Below are 14,981 nucleotides of genomic sequence, written 5' to 3'. Positions count from 1 at the left end.
GAACGGGTCGAACGAGTACCAGCGCATCGCGTTCCCGTGGGACATCTTGTCGGTCTCGTCGTCCGTCACGGAGTAGGTGGTGAGCACCTCGTGCAGTTGCTCCGGCGCGTTCGGCCACATGGGGTCGCTGTGCGGGTAGTCGGCCTCCCAGCAGATGTTGTCGATGCCGATCTCGTTGCGCAGCCGTACCCCGACCGGGTCGCTGATGAAGCAGGTGAGGAAGTGCTCGCGGAAGACCTCCGAGGGCAGCTTGCCGCCGAAGTCCTGGAGGGTCCACGTGGCGTGCATCTCGTAGGTGCGGTCGAGCCGTTCCAGGAAGTACGGGATCCAGCCGGTGCCGCCCTCCGACAGGGCGATCTTGATGGTGGGGTACTCCTTGAGCACCCGGGACCACATCAGGTCGGCGGCGGCCTGGACGAGGTTGATCGGCTGGAGGGTGATCATCACGTCCGGCGGGGCGTCGGGGGCGGTGACGGCGAGGCGGCCGGAGGAGCCGATGTGCAGGTTCATCACGGTGCCGCAGTCGGTCAGGGCACGCCATACCGGGTCCCAGTACTCGGTGTGGAAGCTGGGGTAGCCGAGCGGGACCGGGTTCTCCGGGAAGGTGAGCGAGTGGCAGCCCTTGTCGGCGACCCGGCGGATCTCCTGGGCGCACAGTTCGACGTCCCAGATGGCGGGCAGGGCCATCGGGATGAACCGGCCGGGATGGGCGGCGCACCACTCGTCGATGTGCCAGTCGTTGTAGGCGCGGACCAGGGCGAGCGAGAAGTCGGAGTCCTCGGTGGCGAACAGGCGGGCGGAGAAGCCGGGGAAGGAGGGGAAGTTCATCTGGGCGAGGACGCCGCCGGCGTTCATGTCGGCGACCCGCTCGTCGACGTCGTAGCAGCCGGGCCTGATCTCGTCCAGGCCCTGCGGGTCCATGCCGTACTCCTCCTTGGGGCGGCCGGCGACCGCGTTGAGCGCGGCGTTGCCCACGCTGTTGTCCCGGAACTGCCACACGTCGCTGCCGTCCTCGCGGTGGACCAGGCGCGGGGCGTCCTTCTTGTAGCGGTCCGGCAGGTGGTTCGCGAACAGGTCGGGCGGCTCGATGATGTGGTCGTCGACGCTGATGAGGATCATGTCGTCACGGTTCATGGGGGCTCCTTGGGGCTTGGGTCAGTCCGAGGCGGGCAGCGCCTTGGGCGCCTTGATCTGCAACGGCTGTCCGCCGTAGGTGAGGTCGCCTGCTCCGGAGGCGGTGCAAAGGAGTTCGAGGCTGTCGGTGGCGTCGACGTAGCGTTTTCCGATCAGCGTTCCGGACGGCTCGTCGTCGGTTGGTGCGGCGGGCGCGCCCTGGGCCGGGATCATCGGGGCGCCGCCGCACTCGATCGGAGCCTCCGCACCTGCCGGGGCCCGGATGACGATCACCCGGGTGGCGGAGGTGGCGGAGGCGAGCTGGTCACCTGGGCGAGGGGGCAGCGCCATTGCTCGGTTCTCCTTCTGGTGCTGGTGAGTTGACCGTCTTCGCGGCGACGGCGGGATCGCTGAGGCGCTCCCCCAGCCGGTCCAGGTCGTAGGACTGCCGGGCGAGCCAGAAGCGGAGGAAGTCGGTGAGTGAGTAGCGGAGGAAGAGGGCGCCGCCCACCACGGCCGCCGTGACGCCGCCGAGGCCGAGGGCGAGCGCGTCGCCCTGCGCGAGCGAGTCGTCCGTGGCGTGGGCGAGGGGGAAGGCGAGGGCACCGAGTACGAGGCCCGCGGTCATGAGCAGTCCGCCGAGTCGGCGCCAGAGGGCGGTGCGGGCCGCGGCGGGGTCGGGGATCTTCAGTTCGGCGAGTTCACGGATGAACCGGTCCGCCCGCGAGGCCGGCACAGGGGTCGACGTCATGTGGGGCTCCCCAGGTAGTAGGAGGACAGTTCGGCCTGCAGGGAGCTGTCGGGGTGCCCCTGCCACTGGATCCGGCCGCGGACGAGGACGGCGGCGTGGTCGGCGATCTTCAGTACGGCGGCGGCGAACTGCTCCACGACCAGCACCGCGACGCCCTGCCGGGCGATCTCGGCGACCAGTTCGTACAGTTCGGCGACGACCAACGGGGCGAGCCCCATGGAGAGTTCGTCGAGGAGGAGCACGGCGGGGTCGGTCACCAGGCCGCGGGCGAGGGCGAGCATCTGCTGCTCGCCGCCGGAGAGGGTTCCTGCCTGCTGGGTGCGGCGGGCCGCGAGGATGGGGAAGCGGTCGTACGCGGTCTCCTCGATCTCCTCCCGGCCGCGGCCGCAGAAGGTCATCATCAGCAGGTTGTCGCGGACGGAGAGGTTGGGGAAGACACCGCGGCCCTCCGGGATCAGGCAGACCCCGGCGCGCGCCAGGCGGCCGGGGCGGATCCCGGTGACGTCCCGGCCGCCCATCAGCAGGTGCCCGGCGCTGGGCGGATGCAGTCCGGCGGCGACCTTCAGGACGGTGGTCTTGCCGGCGCCGTTGGGTCCCAGGAGTGCCACCACCTGGCCCGCGGCGACGGTCAGGTCCACACCGTGCAGCACGGTGATGCCGTGGTAGGCGGCGCGGACGCCGCGGAGTTCCAGCAGCGGGCTGTCGTTCACGGTCATGGTTCCCCCAGGTAGGCCGCGAGGACGGTCTCGTCCTGCTGGATCTCGCCCGGCGGGCCGCAGGCCACGACCTGGCCGAGGTCGAGGACGTACACGTCGTCGCAGACGGCCATGACCAGGCTCATGTCGTGTTCGACCAGGACGACCGCCGTGCCCTCGGCCGCCAGGGAGCGCAGCAGGTCGGCGAAGCGCTCGGTCTCCTCGGCGTCCTGCCCGGCCGCGGGTTCGTCGAGGAGCAGGACGCGTGGGCTCTGGACGAGGGCGCGGCCGACCTCGACGAGGCGGGCGATGCCGGTGGGCAGGGCGTCCGCGGGGGCCTGGGCCGTGTCGGTCAGGCCGAGGCGGTCCAGGACCTCGTCCGCCGTACGGGCCGCGTGACGGCGTCGGGGTCCGAGTTCGGCGGCGACGAGGAGGTTGTCGCGGACGGAGAGCCGGCCGAAGAGTTCGAGGTGCTGGAAGGTCCGGGACAGACCGCGCCGCGCCCGCCGGGCGGGGCCCTCGCGGGTGATGTCGCGGCCGTCGAGCCGTACCCGGCCGGTCTGCGGGCGGCGGAGCCCGGAGACGGTGTCGAACAGCGTGCTCTTCCCGGCCCCGTTGGGGCCGATCAGGCCGGTGACCCGGCCGGCCTCGGCGGCCAGCGACACCCGGTCCAGGGCCCGCCGCCCGCCGAACGCGACGGTGATCCCGTCAGCTTGCAGCAGCGGTGGCACGGCTCAGCACCTCCCCGTCCTCGGGCCGCCAGGGACGGCGTACGCCCCACCACTCCGGCGGGACGTCCTCGGGTGCCGCCGCTCGTGCGGCGGCACGGTTGCGCAGGACCATGGCCACCAGTAGGGCGGCGGCGAGTGCCGGCCGGCCGCCGGCCGGGACGAGGACGGCGACGGCCCAGCACAGGGTGAGCACGCCGAGCAGTGCCGTCAGCAGCTGCCGGTCGTGGCCGAGCGGCGTCCATTGGGCGCGCAGCCGCGCGATCACGCCGGCGGGGCTGTGGGCGAAGCCCAGGCCGGCGAGGGCGACGAGGAGGGCGGGCAGGTTCTGCGCCCAGCCGCCGAGCCCGTCGAGCAGTTGGACGGGCACGACGTACGCGAGTCCGGTGAACAGGCCGGTACCGACCGAACCGAGGCCGCCGACCACCGCGATCAGGAAGACGGGCAGTCCGGCGACGAGGCTGAACTGGTCGGCGGTGACCGTCTGCAGCTGCATGCCGTAGAGCGCGCCGCCCAGTCCCGCGATGCCGGCGGAGAGGGCGAAGACCGCGACCTTCGCGGCCAGCAGGCGTCCGCCGAGGGTGGCGTAGGCGGCCTCGCTGTCCCGCAGGGCGACAAGGCGGCGCCCGAAGCGGCCGCGGCGCAGGGCGGCCACGCCGAGCGAGGTGACGGCCAGGCAGAAGGCGGAGAACAGCACCAGTTCGGTCGGGGACGTGAGGCGCAGGCCGAACAGGTGGGGGCCGGTCACGGAGACCGAGCCCTGATCGAACAGGGTGATGCGCACACCCAGGACGTGGAAGGCCGGCAGGGTGAAGATCCACCGGTCGAGGACGGTGGCGAAGGCGACGGTGCCGAGCGCCAGGTAGATGCCGGACAGGCGCAGCGCGGGCAGGGCGACCAGGGCTCCGACGGCCGCCGCGACGAGGACGGCGACCGGCAGCGCCCACAGTGCGCCGTGGGCGCCGAGGTGCCCCCACACCACCGCGCCGATCCCGGCGATGGACAGCTGGCAGAGGGAGATCTGACCGGCGTATCCGGCCAGCGGCACATAGGACAGGACGATCACGCCGAGCGGGAAGAGGGTGCCGTACGAGATGATCTCGTTCTCGTTCAGCACGCTGACCAGCACCAGTGCGACGGCCAGGACGCAGCCGGCCAGGACCAGGCCGCCGCGCCTGCCCGGTAGCGGTACGCGGACCAGGGTGCGGTCGCGTCCGGGCAGCCGGCGGTGCGGGAAGGCGAGCAGGGCCAGGAGGAGCAGCAGGGCGGGGGCGGCCAGGCGCAGGCCGGGCAGGTAGTCGTTCTGCGGCAGATAGCCGGCGAGGTAGGCCTCCAGGAGGCCCACGACGACCGCGCCGAGGAAGGTGAGGGGCAGGCTGCGCAGCCGTCCGAAGACGGCCGCAGTGTAGGCGCTGACGATGAGCAGGGAGAGCTGCTGTGCGTCGAGCGCGACGGTGGGGGCGATGAGGATGCCTCCGACGGCGGCGAGCTGGATGCCGAGCACCCAGGCCAGCCGGCCGGCGCGCAGCGGGTCGGCGCCGGTCAGCCCGGCGAGGGCGCGGTCGTCCACGGAGGCGCGCATCTCCGTGCCGGCCCGGGTGCGGTGGAGCAGGAACCACAGGCCGCCGGCGATGGCGAGCGCGGTCGCCATGGTGATGGCCTGGTGCCAGGTGACGACGGCCGGTCCGAGGCGGAGGGCGGGTTCGCCGGCGAGGAACGCGGCGAGCGGGCGGGGGGTGTTGGGATCCCAGACCCAGCGGGCGAGCGCGATGCATCCGGTGAGGAGCGCGACCGTCATGACGAGGCGTTCGGCCTCCCCGAGTGCCTGTACGGGGCGCATCAGGACGCGCTCGGCCAGCAGGCCGAAGGCGGGAGCGAGGACAAGGAGCACGGCGGCCAGGGCCGCCGGCACCGGCCAGCCCCAGCCGACGGCCAGCTGCCAGTAGGCGAAGGCCGCGAGCATCCCGGCCGCGCCGTGGGCGAAGTTGAAGACTCCGGCCGTGGTGTGGGTGAGCACCAGACCGCTACCGATCACGGCGTAGATGGCGGCAGTGCTCAGGCCCACCACCGTGAAGGCCAGGAACTGATCCATGGGTTGGAAACTAGCTTCTCACTAATGGAGAATCAACCATTCGCACAAGGGGAAGTTCCTTCCCGGGGCTGCGGCGTTGACGGCGCCCGTCACTCATGGAAGCGTGATACTCGATTTCGAGAACGCCGTTCTCACCTCAGTCACCATGGAGGCCCCTTGAGTGCCACCGACGACCTGATGGAGATCCAGCAGCTCCTCGCCCGTTACGCGGTCGCCATGACCCGCGGAGACGTGGACAGGGTGCTCGGCGTCTTCACCCCGGACGGCAGCTACAGCGCGTTCGGCGACACCTACCCGCTGGACGAGTTCCCGGCGCTGATCGCCGCCGCTCCCAAGGGCCTCTTCCTCGTCGGCACACCGGTAGTCGAGCTGGACGGCGACACCGCTGCCGGCACCCAGCCGCTGTGCTTCGTCGAGCACACCGAGCACCGGATGCGCATCGGGTACTACAACGACTCCTACGTCCGCACCCCGGCGGGATGGCGGCTGCGCACCCGTTCCATGACGTTCATCCGCCGCAGCGGTGTCCACGACTCGGGCCGCCCGCACGCCTTCGAACGCTCGCGGCCATGACGGTCGACGAGTTCCGGCAGGGCCTGCGGGACTGGCTGGACCACCACGATCTGACGCCGCCGCCCGACGACTCCCTCGATGCCCAGGTCGCTCAACTGAACCGGGTACGCGGGGCGTTGTGGGATGCCGGCTGGATGCGGTACGGATGGCCGCGCCGGGTCGGCGGACTCGGTGGGAGCGGCGCACTGCGCGCGGTGCTCGGCGAGGAGGTCGCCTCCCGGGCACTGGCGGAGCCGGGCATCTGGTCCATGGTGGAGGTGCTGGTGCCCACCGTCGTGGACTACGCACCGCCCGCGCTCGCCGCCGAGATGGTGCCACGGCTGCTGTCGGGCCGGGAGCAGTGGTGCCAGGGCTTCTCGGAACCGGGCTCGGGCAGCGATCTGGCCTCGCTGTCCACCCGGGCGGTGCCCGACGGGGACGCCTGGGTGGTGTCCGGCCAGAAGGTGTGGACGAGCCTCGCGCAGTACGCGGCCCGCTGTGTCCTGCTGGCCCGCACCGGAGGGCCGGGCCACGCCGGGATCAGCGCCTTCCTCGTCGACATGGATCACCCCGGCATCACCGTACGGCCGCTGCGCACGATGCACGGTGTCGACGAGTTCGCCGAGGTCTTCTTCGACGACGTGCGCGTCCCGGCGCATCGCATGCTGGGCGGGCCCGGCGACGGCTGGCAGCTGGCCATGGACCTGCTGCCGCACGAACGGTCCACCTGCTTCTGGCACCGTATCGCCCACCTCTACGCCACCCTGGACCGTCTTCTGGCCGACGGCTGCGAGGCGGACGCCGATGCTCTCGGCGCCGCCTGGCTGGACCTGCACACCGTGCGCTGCCGGTCGGCCTCGACCCAGCGGGCGCTGGCGGCGGGCGGGCGGCTCGGGCCGGAGACGTCCGTCGACAAGATCCTCCTGGCCACCGCCGAGCAACGGCTTTTCGACACCGCGCGTGACCTCCTGCCCGGTGTGGTCGAACTGGCCGAGGACGCCGCATGGCGCACCGGCTTCCTCTACTCCCGAGCAGCCTCCATCTACGGCGGCACCGCCGAGATCCAGCGCAATATCGTCGCCCGCCGCCTCCTGGGCCTCGGAAAGGAGTGACACGCAGTGGACACCGCCGAACGCGACCTGCTGGAAGAGGCGCTGCGCAAGACCATGACGGCGGCCGCGACCGATGCCGGACTCGACACCGCGCTCGCGGACCTGGGCTGGACGCAGATGCTCGCCGAGGCACCGGACACCGCCGTCCCCCTGGTCTTCCGGCTCCTCGGGGAGACGGGGACGCAGGCGGGGGTCCTCAACGACGTCGTCCTGCGGGCGGCCGGGCGGCCCGTCGGGGGGACGCCGCCGCTGCCGTACGCGGGCGGGATGTGGGTGGTGTGGGCGCGGGACGGTGCCGCTGAGGCAAGCGCGCTGGACCCCTGGCTGCCGCTGCGGCGGGTGGGCACGGGCGAGGCCGTCCCGCCCGCCGCCGGGCGTCGGGCGCTGGGCTGGTGGCTGCTCGGCACCGGTCGCGCCATGCTCCAACTGGCCCGTGAACACGTCCTGGAACGGCACCAGTTCGGGCGGCCCCTCGCCTCCTTCCCGGCCCTGCGGCCCCCGCTCGCCGGGGCGCATGTGGCGCTGGAGGGAGCCGAGGCGGCGCTCGGCGCGGCCGCTGACGACACCGGCGCGCTGCTCGCCAAGGCCGCGGCCGGGCGGGCCGCCCTCACCACGGCACGCCACTGCCAGCAGGCCCTGGGCGGCATCGGCTTCACCGCGGAACACCCGCTGCACCGGCATGTCAAACGGGCCCTCGTCCTCGACGGACTGCTCGGCTCGACCCGTGAACTGACCCGTGAGGCAGGCGCGTTGCTGCTGCGCGAACGACGGACGCGCCGACTCGTCGACCTGTGAGGAAGAACGTGACCACGGACCTGTGGCAAGACCTGCTCGGCTGCCTCGACCTCGCCCCGCACGGCACCGACACCTATACAGGCCGCTCGCAACAGCTCACTTATCGGCGACTGTTCGGCGGTCAGTTCCTCGCCCAGTTCGCGCGGGCCGCCTGTCTCGCCGCGCCCGGCAAGAGCCTGAAGTCGCTGCACACGCAGTTCCTGCGTGAGGGCCGTACGGGTGAACCGGTGCGCTACGAGACCGATGTGCCCCAGCAGGGCCGCACCTTCGCGACCGTACGGCTCACCGCCCGCCAGGACCATGGAGTGGTGGCGACGGCGGGCGCGAGCCTGCACGTGTGGGAGGAGGGGCCGGACCGGCAGACGGTGGACCCCGCGCCGGCCCTGCCCGGCCCGGAGCGCACCCTCGAACTCGGGCTGCTGCCCTGGGAGTCGCGGGCGGCCATCGACCTCGACACCGCGAAGTCCGAGCCGCCGGGGTACGAGCTGTGGACGCGCATCCCCACGGCCCCGCCGGTTCTCGGACCGGCCCTGCTCGCCTACGCCACCGACCTCACCCTGATCGGCACCGCACTGCGCCCCCTGGAGGGCATCACCCAGGCGGACGCGGGACGGGCGTTCGCCTCGGCCGTGACCGCCCACACCGTCTGGTTCCACCGCCCGTTCACCACCGGACGCTGGCTGCTGCTGCGCCAGCACAGCCCGCTCGCCGCACACGGACGGTGCTTCGGGCGCGGCGACGTCCTCGACGAGGACGGGATGCTCCTCGCCTCGTTCGCCCAGGAGGCACTGCTGCGGTTCGGCGGCTGAGCGCTCCGCTGGAAGTGCCGCGATGTGCCGTCTGCGGCGCCGTCGTGGCTGGTCGCGCCCACGCGGCAGAGCCGCATATGGATACAGACCCGCGCCCCTTCGAGGGCGCTGCTATTGCTCTGGCCGGAATCGATCTCACCTCACCATCAATCGTCGACAATTTCGTTGACGAATCTTGTGACCGCATCGGTCACAGGACTATGTTCATCGCCGTACCACGCCACTGACGTTGCAGCTGACAAGGGCCGGGAGGCTGCGCCCCATCAGGGGCGTGCGCTGGGCCAGGCGTATCGACCGGGTCACCGCGCACCTCGGTCCGACTGTCACTCGCGCTGACTCAGCAATCGAACGGAGATCGAGCATGCCCATGCTCTCCACATGGTGTCGGAGGATGTCGGCTTCCTTCATGGCCACCCTGGCAGCCGCGCTCGCACTCGTGACCGGGGCGGGCTTCGCTCTCGCCAACGCGCAGACCGGCAGCGCGCAGACGCCCGCTTCGGCCGCCGCGCTCGCCGCGAGCGGCACGGCCTCCGGGATCGCACCGGCCATCTCCTGCGCCAGCGTGGCGGGACTGGACCTGGCCAGCGCCGTTCCAAGTGTGCCTTTCGAGATCACCTCGGCCACCGAACTGGCTGCGAGCAGCAACACGTTGGGCAGCTGGGCGGCCTGCGACGTGAAGGGCGTGATCGCCCCTCAGCTGCACTTCGAGATCAAGCTGCCCGAGACCGGCTGGCAGGCCGACTACCTCCAGCTCGGCTGCGGCGGCCTGTGCGGCGGCGCCACCGTCACCAACGCCCCCGCCTCCGCCGGCTGCGTCCCGCTGACCAGCGGCGCCTTCGCCGTCGCCTCCAGCGACGAGGGCCACCAGGTGGGCGGCGGCCTCTTCTCCACCGACCCCACCCTGAGCGCCGACTTCGGCTACAAGTCCGACCACGAACTGGTCCAGGCGGCCAAGGCCGTCATCAAGCAGTACTACGGTCAGGCAGCCAGCCACTCCTACTTCGACGGCTGCTCCCAGGGCGGCCACCAGGGCCTGACCGAGGCCCAGCGCTACCCGACCGACTTCGACGGCATCATCGCCGGCGCCCCGGCCAACAACTTCACCGCCCTCAACACCTTCTCGCACGCCTGGACCGCCCAGTCCGTGTACCTCGACGGCGGCCCGGCCACCATCACCAACGCCGACCTCGCGGACCTGCACAAGGCCGTGCTCAAGGGCTGCGGCGCCCCCGCCGACGGCATCATCGCCGACCCGCTGAGCTGCACCTGGGACCCCGGCACCATCCAGTGCAAGACCGGCCAGACGTCGACGTCCGACGCCTACTGCCTGACCGCCGACCAGGTCACCACCCTGCGCCGCATCTACGCCGGACCCACCGATGAACATGGTCAACTCCTCTACCCGGGTTACCAGTTGCGAGGCTCCGAACTGAACTGGGCCGGCATCATCACCCCGGCCACCGCCACCGGTGCCAGCGGCGACATCAGCTTCGTCCGGGAGACCCTGCGCTACCAGATCTTCGACAGCCCGCAGCCGGCCCTGACGTACAAGGACATCAAGTTCACGGCGGCCTACTACAAGAAGGTCATGGGGCCCAACGAGGGCATGTACGACGCCACCGACCCCGGCCTCACCGCGTTCAAGAAGGCCGGCGGCAAGCTGATCCTCTGGCACGGTCTTGGCGACCAGCACATCCCGGCCGTGGGAACGATGGCCTACTACAAGGCAGTTGAGAAGGTGATCGGCGGCGAGGCGGCCACCGAGAGCTTCGCCCGGCTGTTCCTGCTCCCCGGCGTCGCGCACTGCGGTGGCGGCGAGGGCCCGAACACCTTCGACGCACTGACCGCGATCACCGACTGGGTCACCAAGGGCGACGCCCCCGACAGCCTGACGACCAAGTCGGTCGACAGCAGCGGGAACACCACCGCCTCCCGCCCCGCCTACCCTTTCCCGTACTACGCCAAGAACACCACGGGCGGCTCCGCCACCGACGCGAGCAGCTACACCCCCGTCAAGTCCACCGCCGAGGCCGACCTCAAGCTCAACTGGCTCGGCTCCTTCCGCTCCGGCTACGAGACGGTCGGCAACTGGGTGGGCCGCAAGTGGGTCGTCACCAAGGGCAAGAACTGACCCTTACCAACTGACCGGACAGGTTTCACGGGTTGATGGCCCGGCCTCTTTGAGGCCGGGCCATCAACCCGTGAGACCAAGGCCGTGGTGCCGGGGAGCGTGTCTACTCCCGGGCCCGTTCCTTCTCGTGATCGGCGATGGCGTCCTCGATGCCCCGGTCCACGCTGGTGGCGTTGCCCCACCCGGTGTAGAAGGCCAGCTGGAGTACGCCCTCGCGCAGTTCTTCCGGGCTCAGTTCGCCGTTGCGCAGGGCCCCGAGGGCCTGGATGCGGATCAGGTCGCCCCGGCCGAGGGCCGCCGTCACTCCGATCACCAGGAGTCTGCGGTCGCGCACCGACAGGCCGGGACGCGACCAGATGTCGCCGAAGAGATGGTCCACGGTCTCTCGGTGGTAGGGCTTCTCCCGTGGGATGGGGTAGTACGTCGCCGAGAATCCCTCTCCGTAGACGGCGTCCATGGCTTCGGTGCCGCGGTTCCACCGCTCGTCGCCGTTCGTCGTCATCTGCGCACTCCTCCATGTCGCTTCGCGGTGGTTGTCGCGCGCCGCCGTGGCGCGGGTCGCCGTCGTCGGCACAGCCGACGAGCGGCCCGTGCACGGTAGTTCTGGACGGCTTCGGCGCCCCAGCCGGTGTCCCGCTGAGAGGGACAGCGCCCCCGGCGGCCCGCACACGCTGCCTAACGTTGGCCGACCAGGGATGAAGGGGCTTCAGTGATGGCACAAACGCGTGCGGTTTCCCGGCAGACGATCACGGCCGGTGTCATCGGGCTGGGCATGATCGGCTCAGGGGTGGCGAGGAACATCGCCCGGGCGGGACTGCCTCTGTCGGTCTTCGATGTCCGTCCGGATGCGGCCGATTCCCTGGACGGCGTGGGTCCGGTACTTGCCTCGCCTGCCGACGTGGCGCGCGCCAGTGACGTGGTCCTGGTGGCCGTGGTGGATGCCGGACAGGTCCGTGAGGTCCTCGCGGGTGAGCGGGGGCTGCTGAGCGCGGCCAGAGCGGGGCTGGTCATCGTCCTGCTGTCCACGGTGGCGCTGTCCGCTGTGCGGGAGTTCACCGAGCTGGCCGAGCAGCACGGTGCCACCCTGCTCGACTGCGGTGTGACCCAGGCGGGCGACGGACTGCTGGTGACGATGGTCGGCGGGCACGAGCAGGTGGTCGACCGGGTGCGGCCGGTGCTGGAGTCCTTCTCCAGGGCAGTGGTGCACTGCGGCCCGGTGGGTTCCGGCATGGTCACCAAGATCGCCCGCAATGTCGTGACCTATGCGAGCTGGGCAGTGGTGCGGGAGGCCGTACAGCTTGCCGTACGAGGAGGCGTCGACCCGCGGAAGCTGATCGAGGTGCTGGAGTCGGCGGTGGCCGGCGGCACCTCCCAGTTGTTCCTCCTGCACGACCACCTCGACGCCGCGGGCACCATCCGCGCGCAGGCCGACTACATCGAGGCGCTGGCCCGCAAAGACCTCGCGGCGGCGCAGGAACTGGGTCGGGACACGGGCGTGAACACCCCGTTCGCCGATGCCGTGCTGCCGCGCATGGGCGCCGTGCTGGAGGGTGACTACGACAGCGGTCCAAGCCGTCACCGGGACTGACCAGGGCCGGCTCACCGACGGACGGCTCGTCGGTGAGGGCCCCGGCAGGATCAGGGCGCGGGCACCTCCAGTACCAGGGCGGAGCCCATGCCGCCGCCCGCGCACATCGCGGCCACGCCGACTCCCCCGCCCCGGCGGCGCAGTTCGTGGACAAGGGTGACGACCATGCGTGCACCGGTCGCGGCCACGGGGTGGCCCAGGGAACAGCCGCTGCCGCTGACGTTCACCGCGTCCGGGTCGAGGCCGAGGCGACGGATCACGGCGACCGGTACGACGGCGAACGCCTCGTTGATCTCGAAGAGGTCGACGTCCCGGAGCGACATCCCGGCCCGCTGAAGCGCCTTGGGGATGGCGTGCACGGGGGTCAGCCCGGTCTCGGCCGGGTCCAGGGCCACGGAGGCCCAGGAGCGCACCCGGGCCAGCGCGGGAAGCCCGAGCCCCGCGTCGGCGACCGCCAGGGCGGCCGCCGCGTCGTTGGCTCCGCAGGCGTTCCCGGCCGTGATCGAGAAGCCCTCGCTCTCCCGGTGCAGCGCCTTGAGTGCGGCCAGGCGCTCCGCACTGGTGTTCCGGCGCGGGTACTCGTCGGCCTCGAAGGGGCCGTACGGCGTCTCGACGGGCACAAGTTCGTCCTTGAAGCGGCCCTCGTCCTGGGCGCGTACGGCGTTGCGGTGCGAGCGCAGCGCCCACGCGTCCATCTCCTCGCGCCCGATGCCCTCCTGGACGGCCGTGTACCAGCCCACCGTGATCGACATGGCGAGGTTGGGCGCGTCGGGGCGGTCCGGGTGGGTGGGCGGCACCCAGCGTTCGGTGTCCTGGAAGGACAACCTGGGCGCGGTGGACGTGGAGTTGACTCCGCCGGCGACGACCAGGCGGTCCATGCCGGCCCTGATCGAGGCCGCGGCGGTCTGTACGGCGGCGAGTCCGGCGGCGCAGTGCCGGTTCAGGGCAAGGCCGGGGACGCGGGGCAGCCCGGCGGTGAGGGCCGAGTGCCGGGCGACGACCCCGCCGCCGTAGTGGGACTCGGCGAGCACCACGTCGTCGACGAGGTCGGGGTCAAGCCCCTCCGCGACCGCCGCGACGATACGGTCGGCCAGTTCGTAGGCGGTGGTGCTGCGCAGGGTGCCCTTGAACGCGGTGCCGATCGGCGTGCGCAGGGCGGTGACGAGAACGGCCTCAGGCATCGGCGGTCTCCTCCAGTTCGGCTACGAGGGTGCGGCGCAGGAGCTTGCCGGTGGGAGTGCGGGGCAGTTCGGGGCGGAAGACGACGAGGTCGGGCGTCTTCGAGGAGCGCAGGTGCCGACGGGCGAAGGCCCGGATGTCCGCGGGGTCTCCGGAGCCGACCAGGACGGCCACCAGCCGTTGCCCCCACTCCGGGTCGGCGACACCGAGCACGGCGGCCTCCCGCACCCCCGGGTACTGGAGGAGTACGTCCTCGATCTCGGCGGGAGCGATGTTCTCGCCACCGCGGATGATCGTGTCGTCGGCGCGCCCCTCGACGAACAGGTATCCCGCGTCGTCGAGCCGGCCCCGGTCGCGGGTGGCGAACCAGCCCCGGTCGTCCAGGGCCCGGGTCCCGGTGTACTCCCCCGAGATCTGCTCGCCGCGCACGAAGACAAGCCCTGTCGCTCCTCGTTCGAGCACCTTGCCGTCCTCGTCCCGGATCTCGACCTCGATCCCGGGCAGCGGGCGGCCGACCGAGCCGAGCCTGGCCCGTACGGCCGGATCCTCGGAGACCAGCGCCTGCCAGTGGTCGTCGGGACCGAGGACGCAGATGGAGGACGCGGTCTCCGTGAGACCGTACGCGTTGACGAAGCCGGTCTCCGGGAACTGCCGCAGCGCCCGCTCCACCACCGGGCGCGGGGTGCGCGCCCCGCCGTAGGCGAGGCTGCGGAGGGTGGGCGTCTCGGCCCGGTTCTCACCGAGTTCGGCGGTGATGCGGGCGAGCATGGTCGGCACCAGCATGGCGTGGGTGACGCGCTCGCGGCGCACCGTGGCCAGCCAGTCCGCCGCCCCGAAGGAGGTCTGGTAGACGATCCGGCGGCCCGCGTAGAGGTTCGTCAGCAGGTTCATCAACCCGGCCACGTGGTACGGCGGGAGGGCCACCAGGGTCGCGTCGTCCGCGCCCGCCGAGCCGAAGTCCTGCGTGTTGAAGACGTAGGCGAGCAGATGGCGGTGGCGCAGCAGTGCCGCCTTGGGCGCGGAGGTGGTTCCGCTGGTGTAGAGGATGACGGCGGTGGCGTCCCGGTCGTCGGGCGCCGACTGCCACACGGCTTCGCCGGACGCGGTGAGGAGGGCGTCGAGGTCCTCCGGGCGAAGTACCGCGGCGCCGGGATGCCGCTCCAGCAGGGCCACCAACTGCTCCTCCCCCAGCCGGTAGTTGAGGGGGACGAAGGGGATTCCGGCCAGGGCCGCGCCGAACAGGGCGACGGGGTAGGCAAGGTGGTTCACACCGAGGTAGAGGACTGCGGGGCGGCCACGGAAGCGGTCGGCCGCATGACGCGCGAGGCGCTGGAGTTCGGCGGCGGAGAGCGAACGGCCGCCCTCGGTGACGGCCGGCCGGTCCCCCGCGGAGGCGGCCATTTCCAGGATCACGGCTATGTTCATGAGAATGCCAT

15 protein-coding genes are annotated in these 14,981 nt (G+C 71.6%); 6 read left to right on the top strand and 9 right to left on the bottom strand.

All coding sequences use genetic code 11. The features are described from left to right. The 6 genes from KVT45_RS51445 to KVT45_RS51420 form a co-directional block, all read right to left on the bottom strand. The coding region (locus KVT45_RS51445; protein WP_217561394.1) for an amidohydrolase family protein at nt 1–1,134 on the bottom strand (1,134 nt) is incomplete at its 3' end. Nucleotides 1,135–1,155: 21 nt separating this feature from the next. After that, nucleotides 1,156–1,464, bottom strand: a complete 309-nt coding sequence (locus KVT45_RS51440) for a hypothetical protein (protein WP_217561392.1) — start codon at nt 1,462–1,464, stop codon at nt 1,156–1,158. Then, nucleotides 1,439–1,864, bottom strand: coding sequence for a hypothetical protein (locus tag KVT45_RS51435; protein WP_217561391.1), 426 nt, complete (start codon nt 1,862–1,864; stop codon nt 1,439–1,441). The genes KVT45_RS51440 and KVT45_RS51435 overlap by 26 nt, the downstream gene beginning before the upstream one ends. Beyond that, complete coding sequence (locus KVT45_RS51430; RefSeq protein ID WP_217561389.1) at nt 1,861–2,580, bottom strand: ABC transporter ATP-binding protein; 720 nt, start codon at nt 2,578–2,580, stop codon at nt 1,861–1,863. Before KVT45_RS51430 ends, KVT45_RS51435 begins: the two co-directional genes overlap by 4 nt. Further along, nucleotides 2,577–3,290: an ABC transporter ATP-binding protein gene (locus tag KVT45_RS51425; RefSeq protein WP_308311133.1), complete on the bottom strand. Its 714-nt coding sequence runs from the start codon at nt 3,288–3,290 to the stop codon at nt 2,577–2,579. Before KVT45_RS51425 ends, KVT45_RS51430 begins: the two co-directional genes overlap by 4 nt. Next, nucleotides 3,268–5,379 carry an ABC transporter permease gene (locus KVT45_RS51420; protein ID WP_217561387.1) on the bottom strand — a complete coding sequence of 704 codons (2,112 nt, stop codon included), beginning with the start codon at nt 5,377–5,379 and terminating at the stop codon, nt 3,268–3,270. The genes KVT45_RS51425 and KVT45_RS51420 overlap by 23 nt, the downstream gene beginning before the upstream one ends. 156 nt (nt 5,380–5,535) lie before the next feature. On the opposite strand from KVT45_RS51420, the gene KVT45_RS51415 reads away from it, so the two are divergent. The 5 genes from KVT45_RS51415 to KVT45_RS51395 all read left to right on the top strand — a co-directional run bounded on the left by KVT45_RS51415 (nt 5,536) and on the right by KVT45_RS51395 (nt 10,778). Next, nucleotides 5,536–5,952 (top strand): nuclear transport factor 2 family protein, encoded by a 417-nt coding sequence (locus KVT45_RS51415; RefSeq protein ID WP_254648591.1) that lies wholly within the window; start codon nt 5,536–5,538, stop codon nt 5,950–5,952. Further along, nucleotides 5,949–7,043 (top strand): acyl-CoA dehydrogenase family protein, encoded by a 1,095-nt coding sequence (locus KVT45_RS51410; RefSeq protein WP_217561385.1) that lies wholly within the window; start codon nt 5,949–5,951, stop codon nt 7,041–7,043. The genes KVT45_RS51415 and KVT45_RS51410 overlap by 4 nt, the downstream gene beginning before the upstream one ends. 6 nt (nt 7,044–7,049) lie before the next feature. Then, a complete protein-coding gene (locus tag KVT45_RS51405) occupies nt 7,050–7,838 on the top strand; it encodes an acyl-CoA dehydrogenase family protein (protein WP_217561383.1) in 789 nt (262 codons plus the stop codon). Between the two features lie 8 nt (nt 7,839–7,846). After that, nucleotides 7,847–8,647, top strand: coding sequence for an acyl-CoA thioesterase domain-containing protein (locus KVT45_RS51400; RefSeq protein ID WP_217561381.1), 801 nt, complete (start codon nt 7,847–7,849; stop codon nt 8,645–8,647). A gap of 406 nt (nt 8,648–9,053) precedes the next feature. Next, nucleotides 9,054–10,778 (top strand): tannase/feruloyl esterase family alpha/beta hydrolase, encoded by a 1,725-nt coding sequence (locus KVT45_RS51395; protein WP_254648590.1) that lies wholly within the window; start codon nt 9,054–9,056, stop codon nt 10,776–10,778. Nucleotides 10,779–10,881: 103 nt separating this feature from the next. Here the strand turns inward: KVT45_RS51395 and KVT45_RS51390 are convergent, their stop codons facing one another. Beyond that, nucleotides 10,882–11,280, bottom strand: coding sequence for a carboxymuconolactone decarboxylase family protein (locus tag KVT45_RS51390; RefSeq protein ID WP_254648589.1), 399 nt, complete (start codon nt 11,278–11,280; stop codon nt 10,882–10,884). A 210-nt stretch (nt 11,281–11,490) separates the two neighbouring features. Between KVT45_RS51390 and KVT45_RS51385 the strand changes: the two genes are divergently transcribed. Continuing rightward, nucleotides 11,491–12,366, top strand: a complete 876-nt coding sequence (locus KVT45_RS51385; RefSeq protein ID WP_217561377.1) for an NAD(P)-dependent oxidoreductase — start codon at nt 11,491–11,493, stop codon at nt 12,364–12,366. Between the two features lie 50 nt (nt 12,367–12,416). Here the strand turns inward: KVT45_RS51385 and KVT45_RS51380 are convergent, their stop codons facing one another. Together KVT45_RS51380 and KVT45_RS51375 are read right to left on the bottom strand one after the other, a co-directional pair. Continuing rightward, nucleotides 12,417–13,547 (bottom strand): thiolase family protein, encoded by a 1,131-nt coding sequence (locus KVT45_RS51380; RefSeq protein ID WP_217561375.1) that lies wholly within the window; start codon nt 13,545–13,547, stop codon nt 12,417–12,419. After that, a complete protein-coding gene (locus tag KVT45_RS51375; RefSeq protein ID WP_217561373.1) occupies nt 13,540–14,970 on the bottom strand; it encodes a class I adenylate-forming enzyme family protein in 1,431 nt (476 codons plus the stop codon). The genes KVT45_RS51380 and KVT45_RS51375 overlap by 8 nt, the downstream gene beginning before the upstream one ends. Between the last annotated feature and the right edge of the window lie 11 nt (nt 14,971–14,981).

The organism is Streptomyces sp. GbtcB6, from assembly GCF_019091475.1.
Classification (GTDB): Bacteria; Actinomycetota; Actinomycetes; order Streptomycetales; family Streptomycetaceae; genus Streptomyces; species Streptomyces hyaluromycini.
This window is presented reverse-complemented; position numbering and strand designations above follow the sequence as displayed.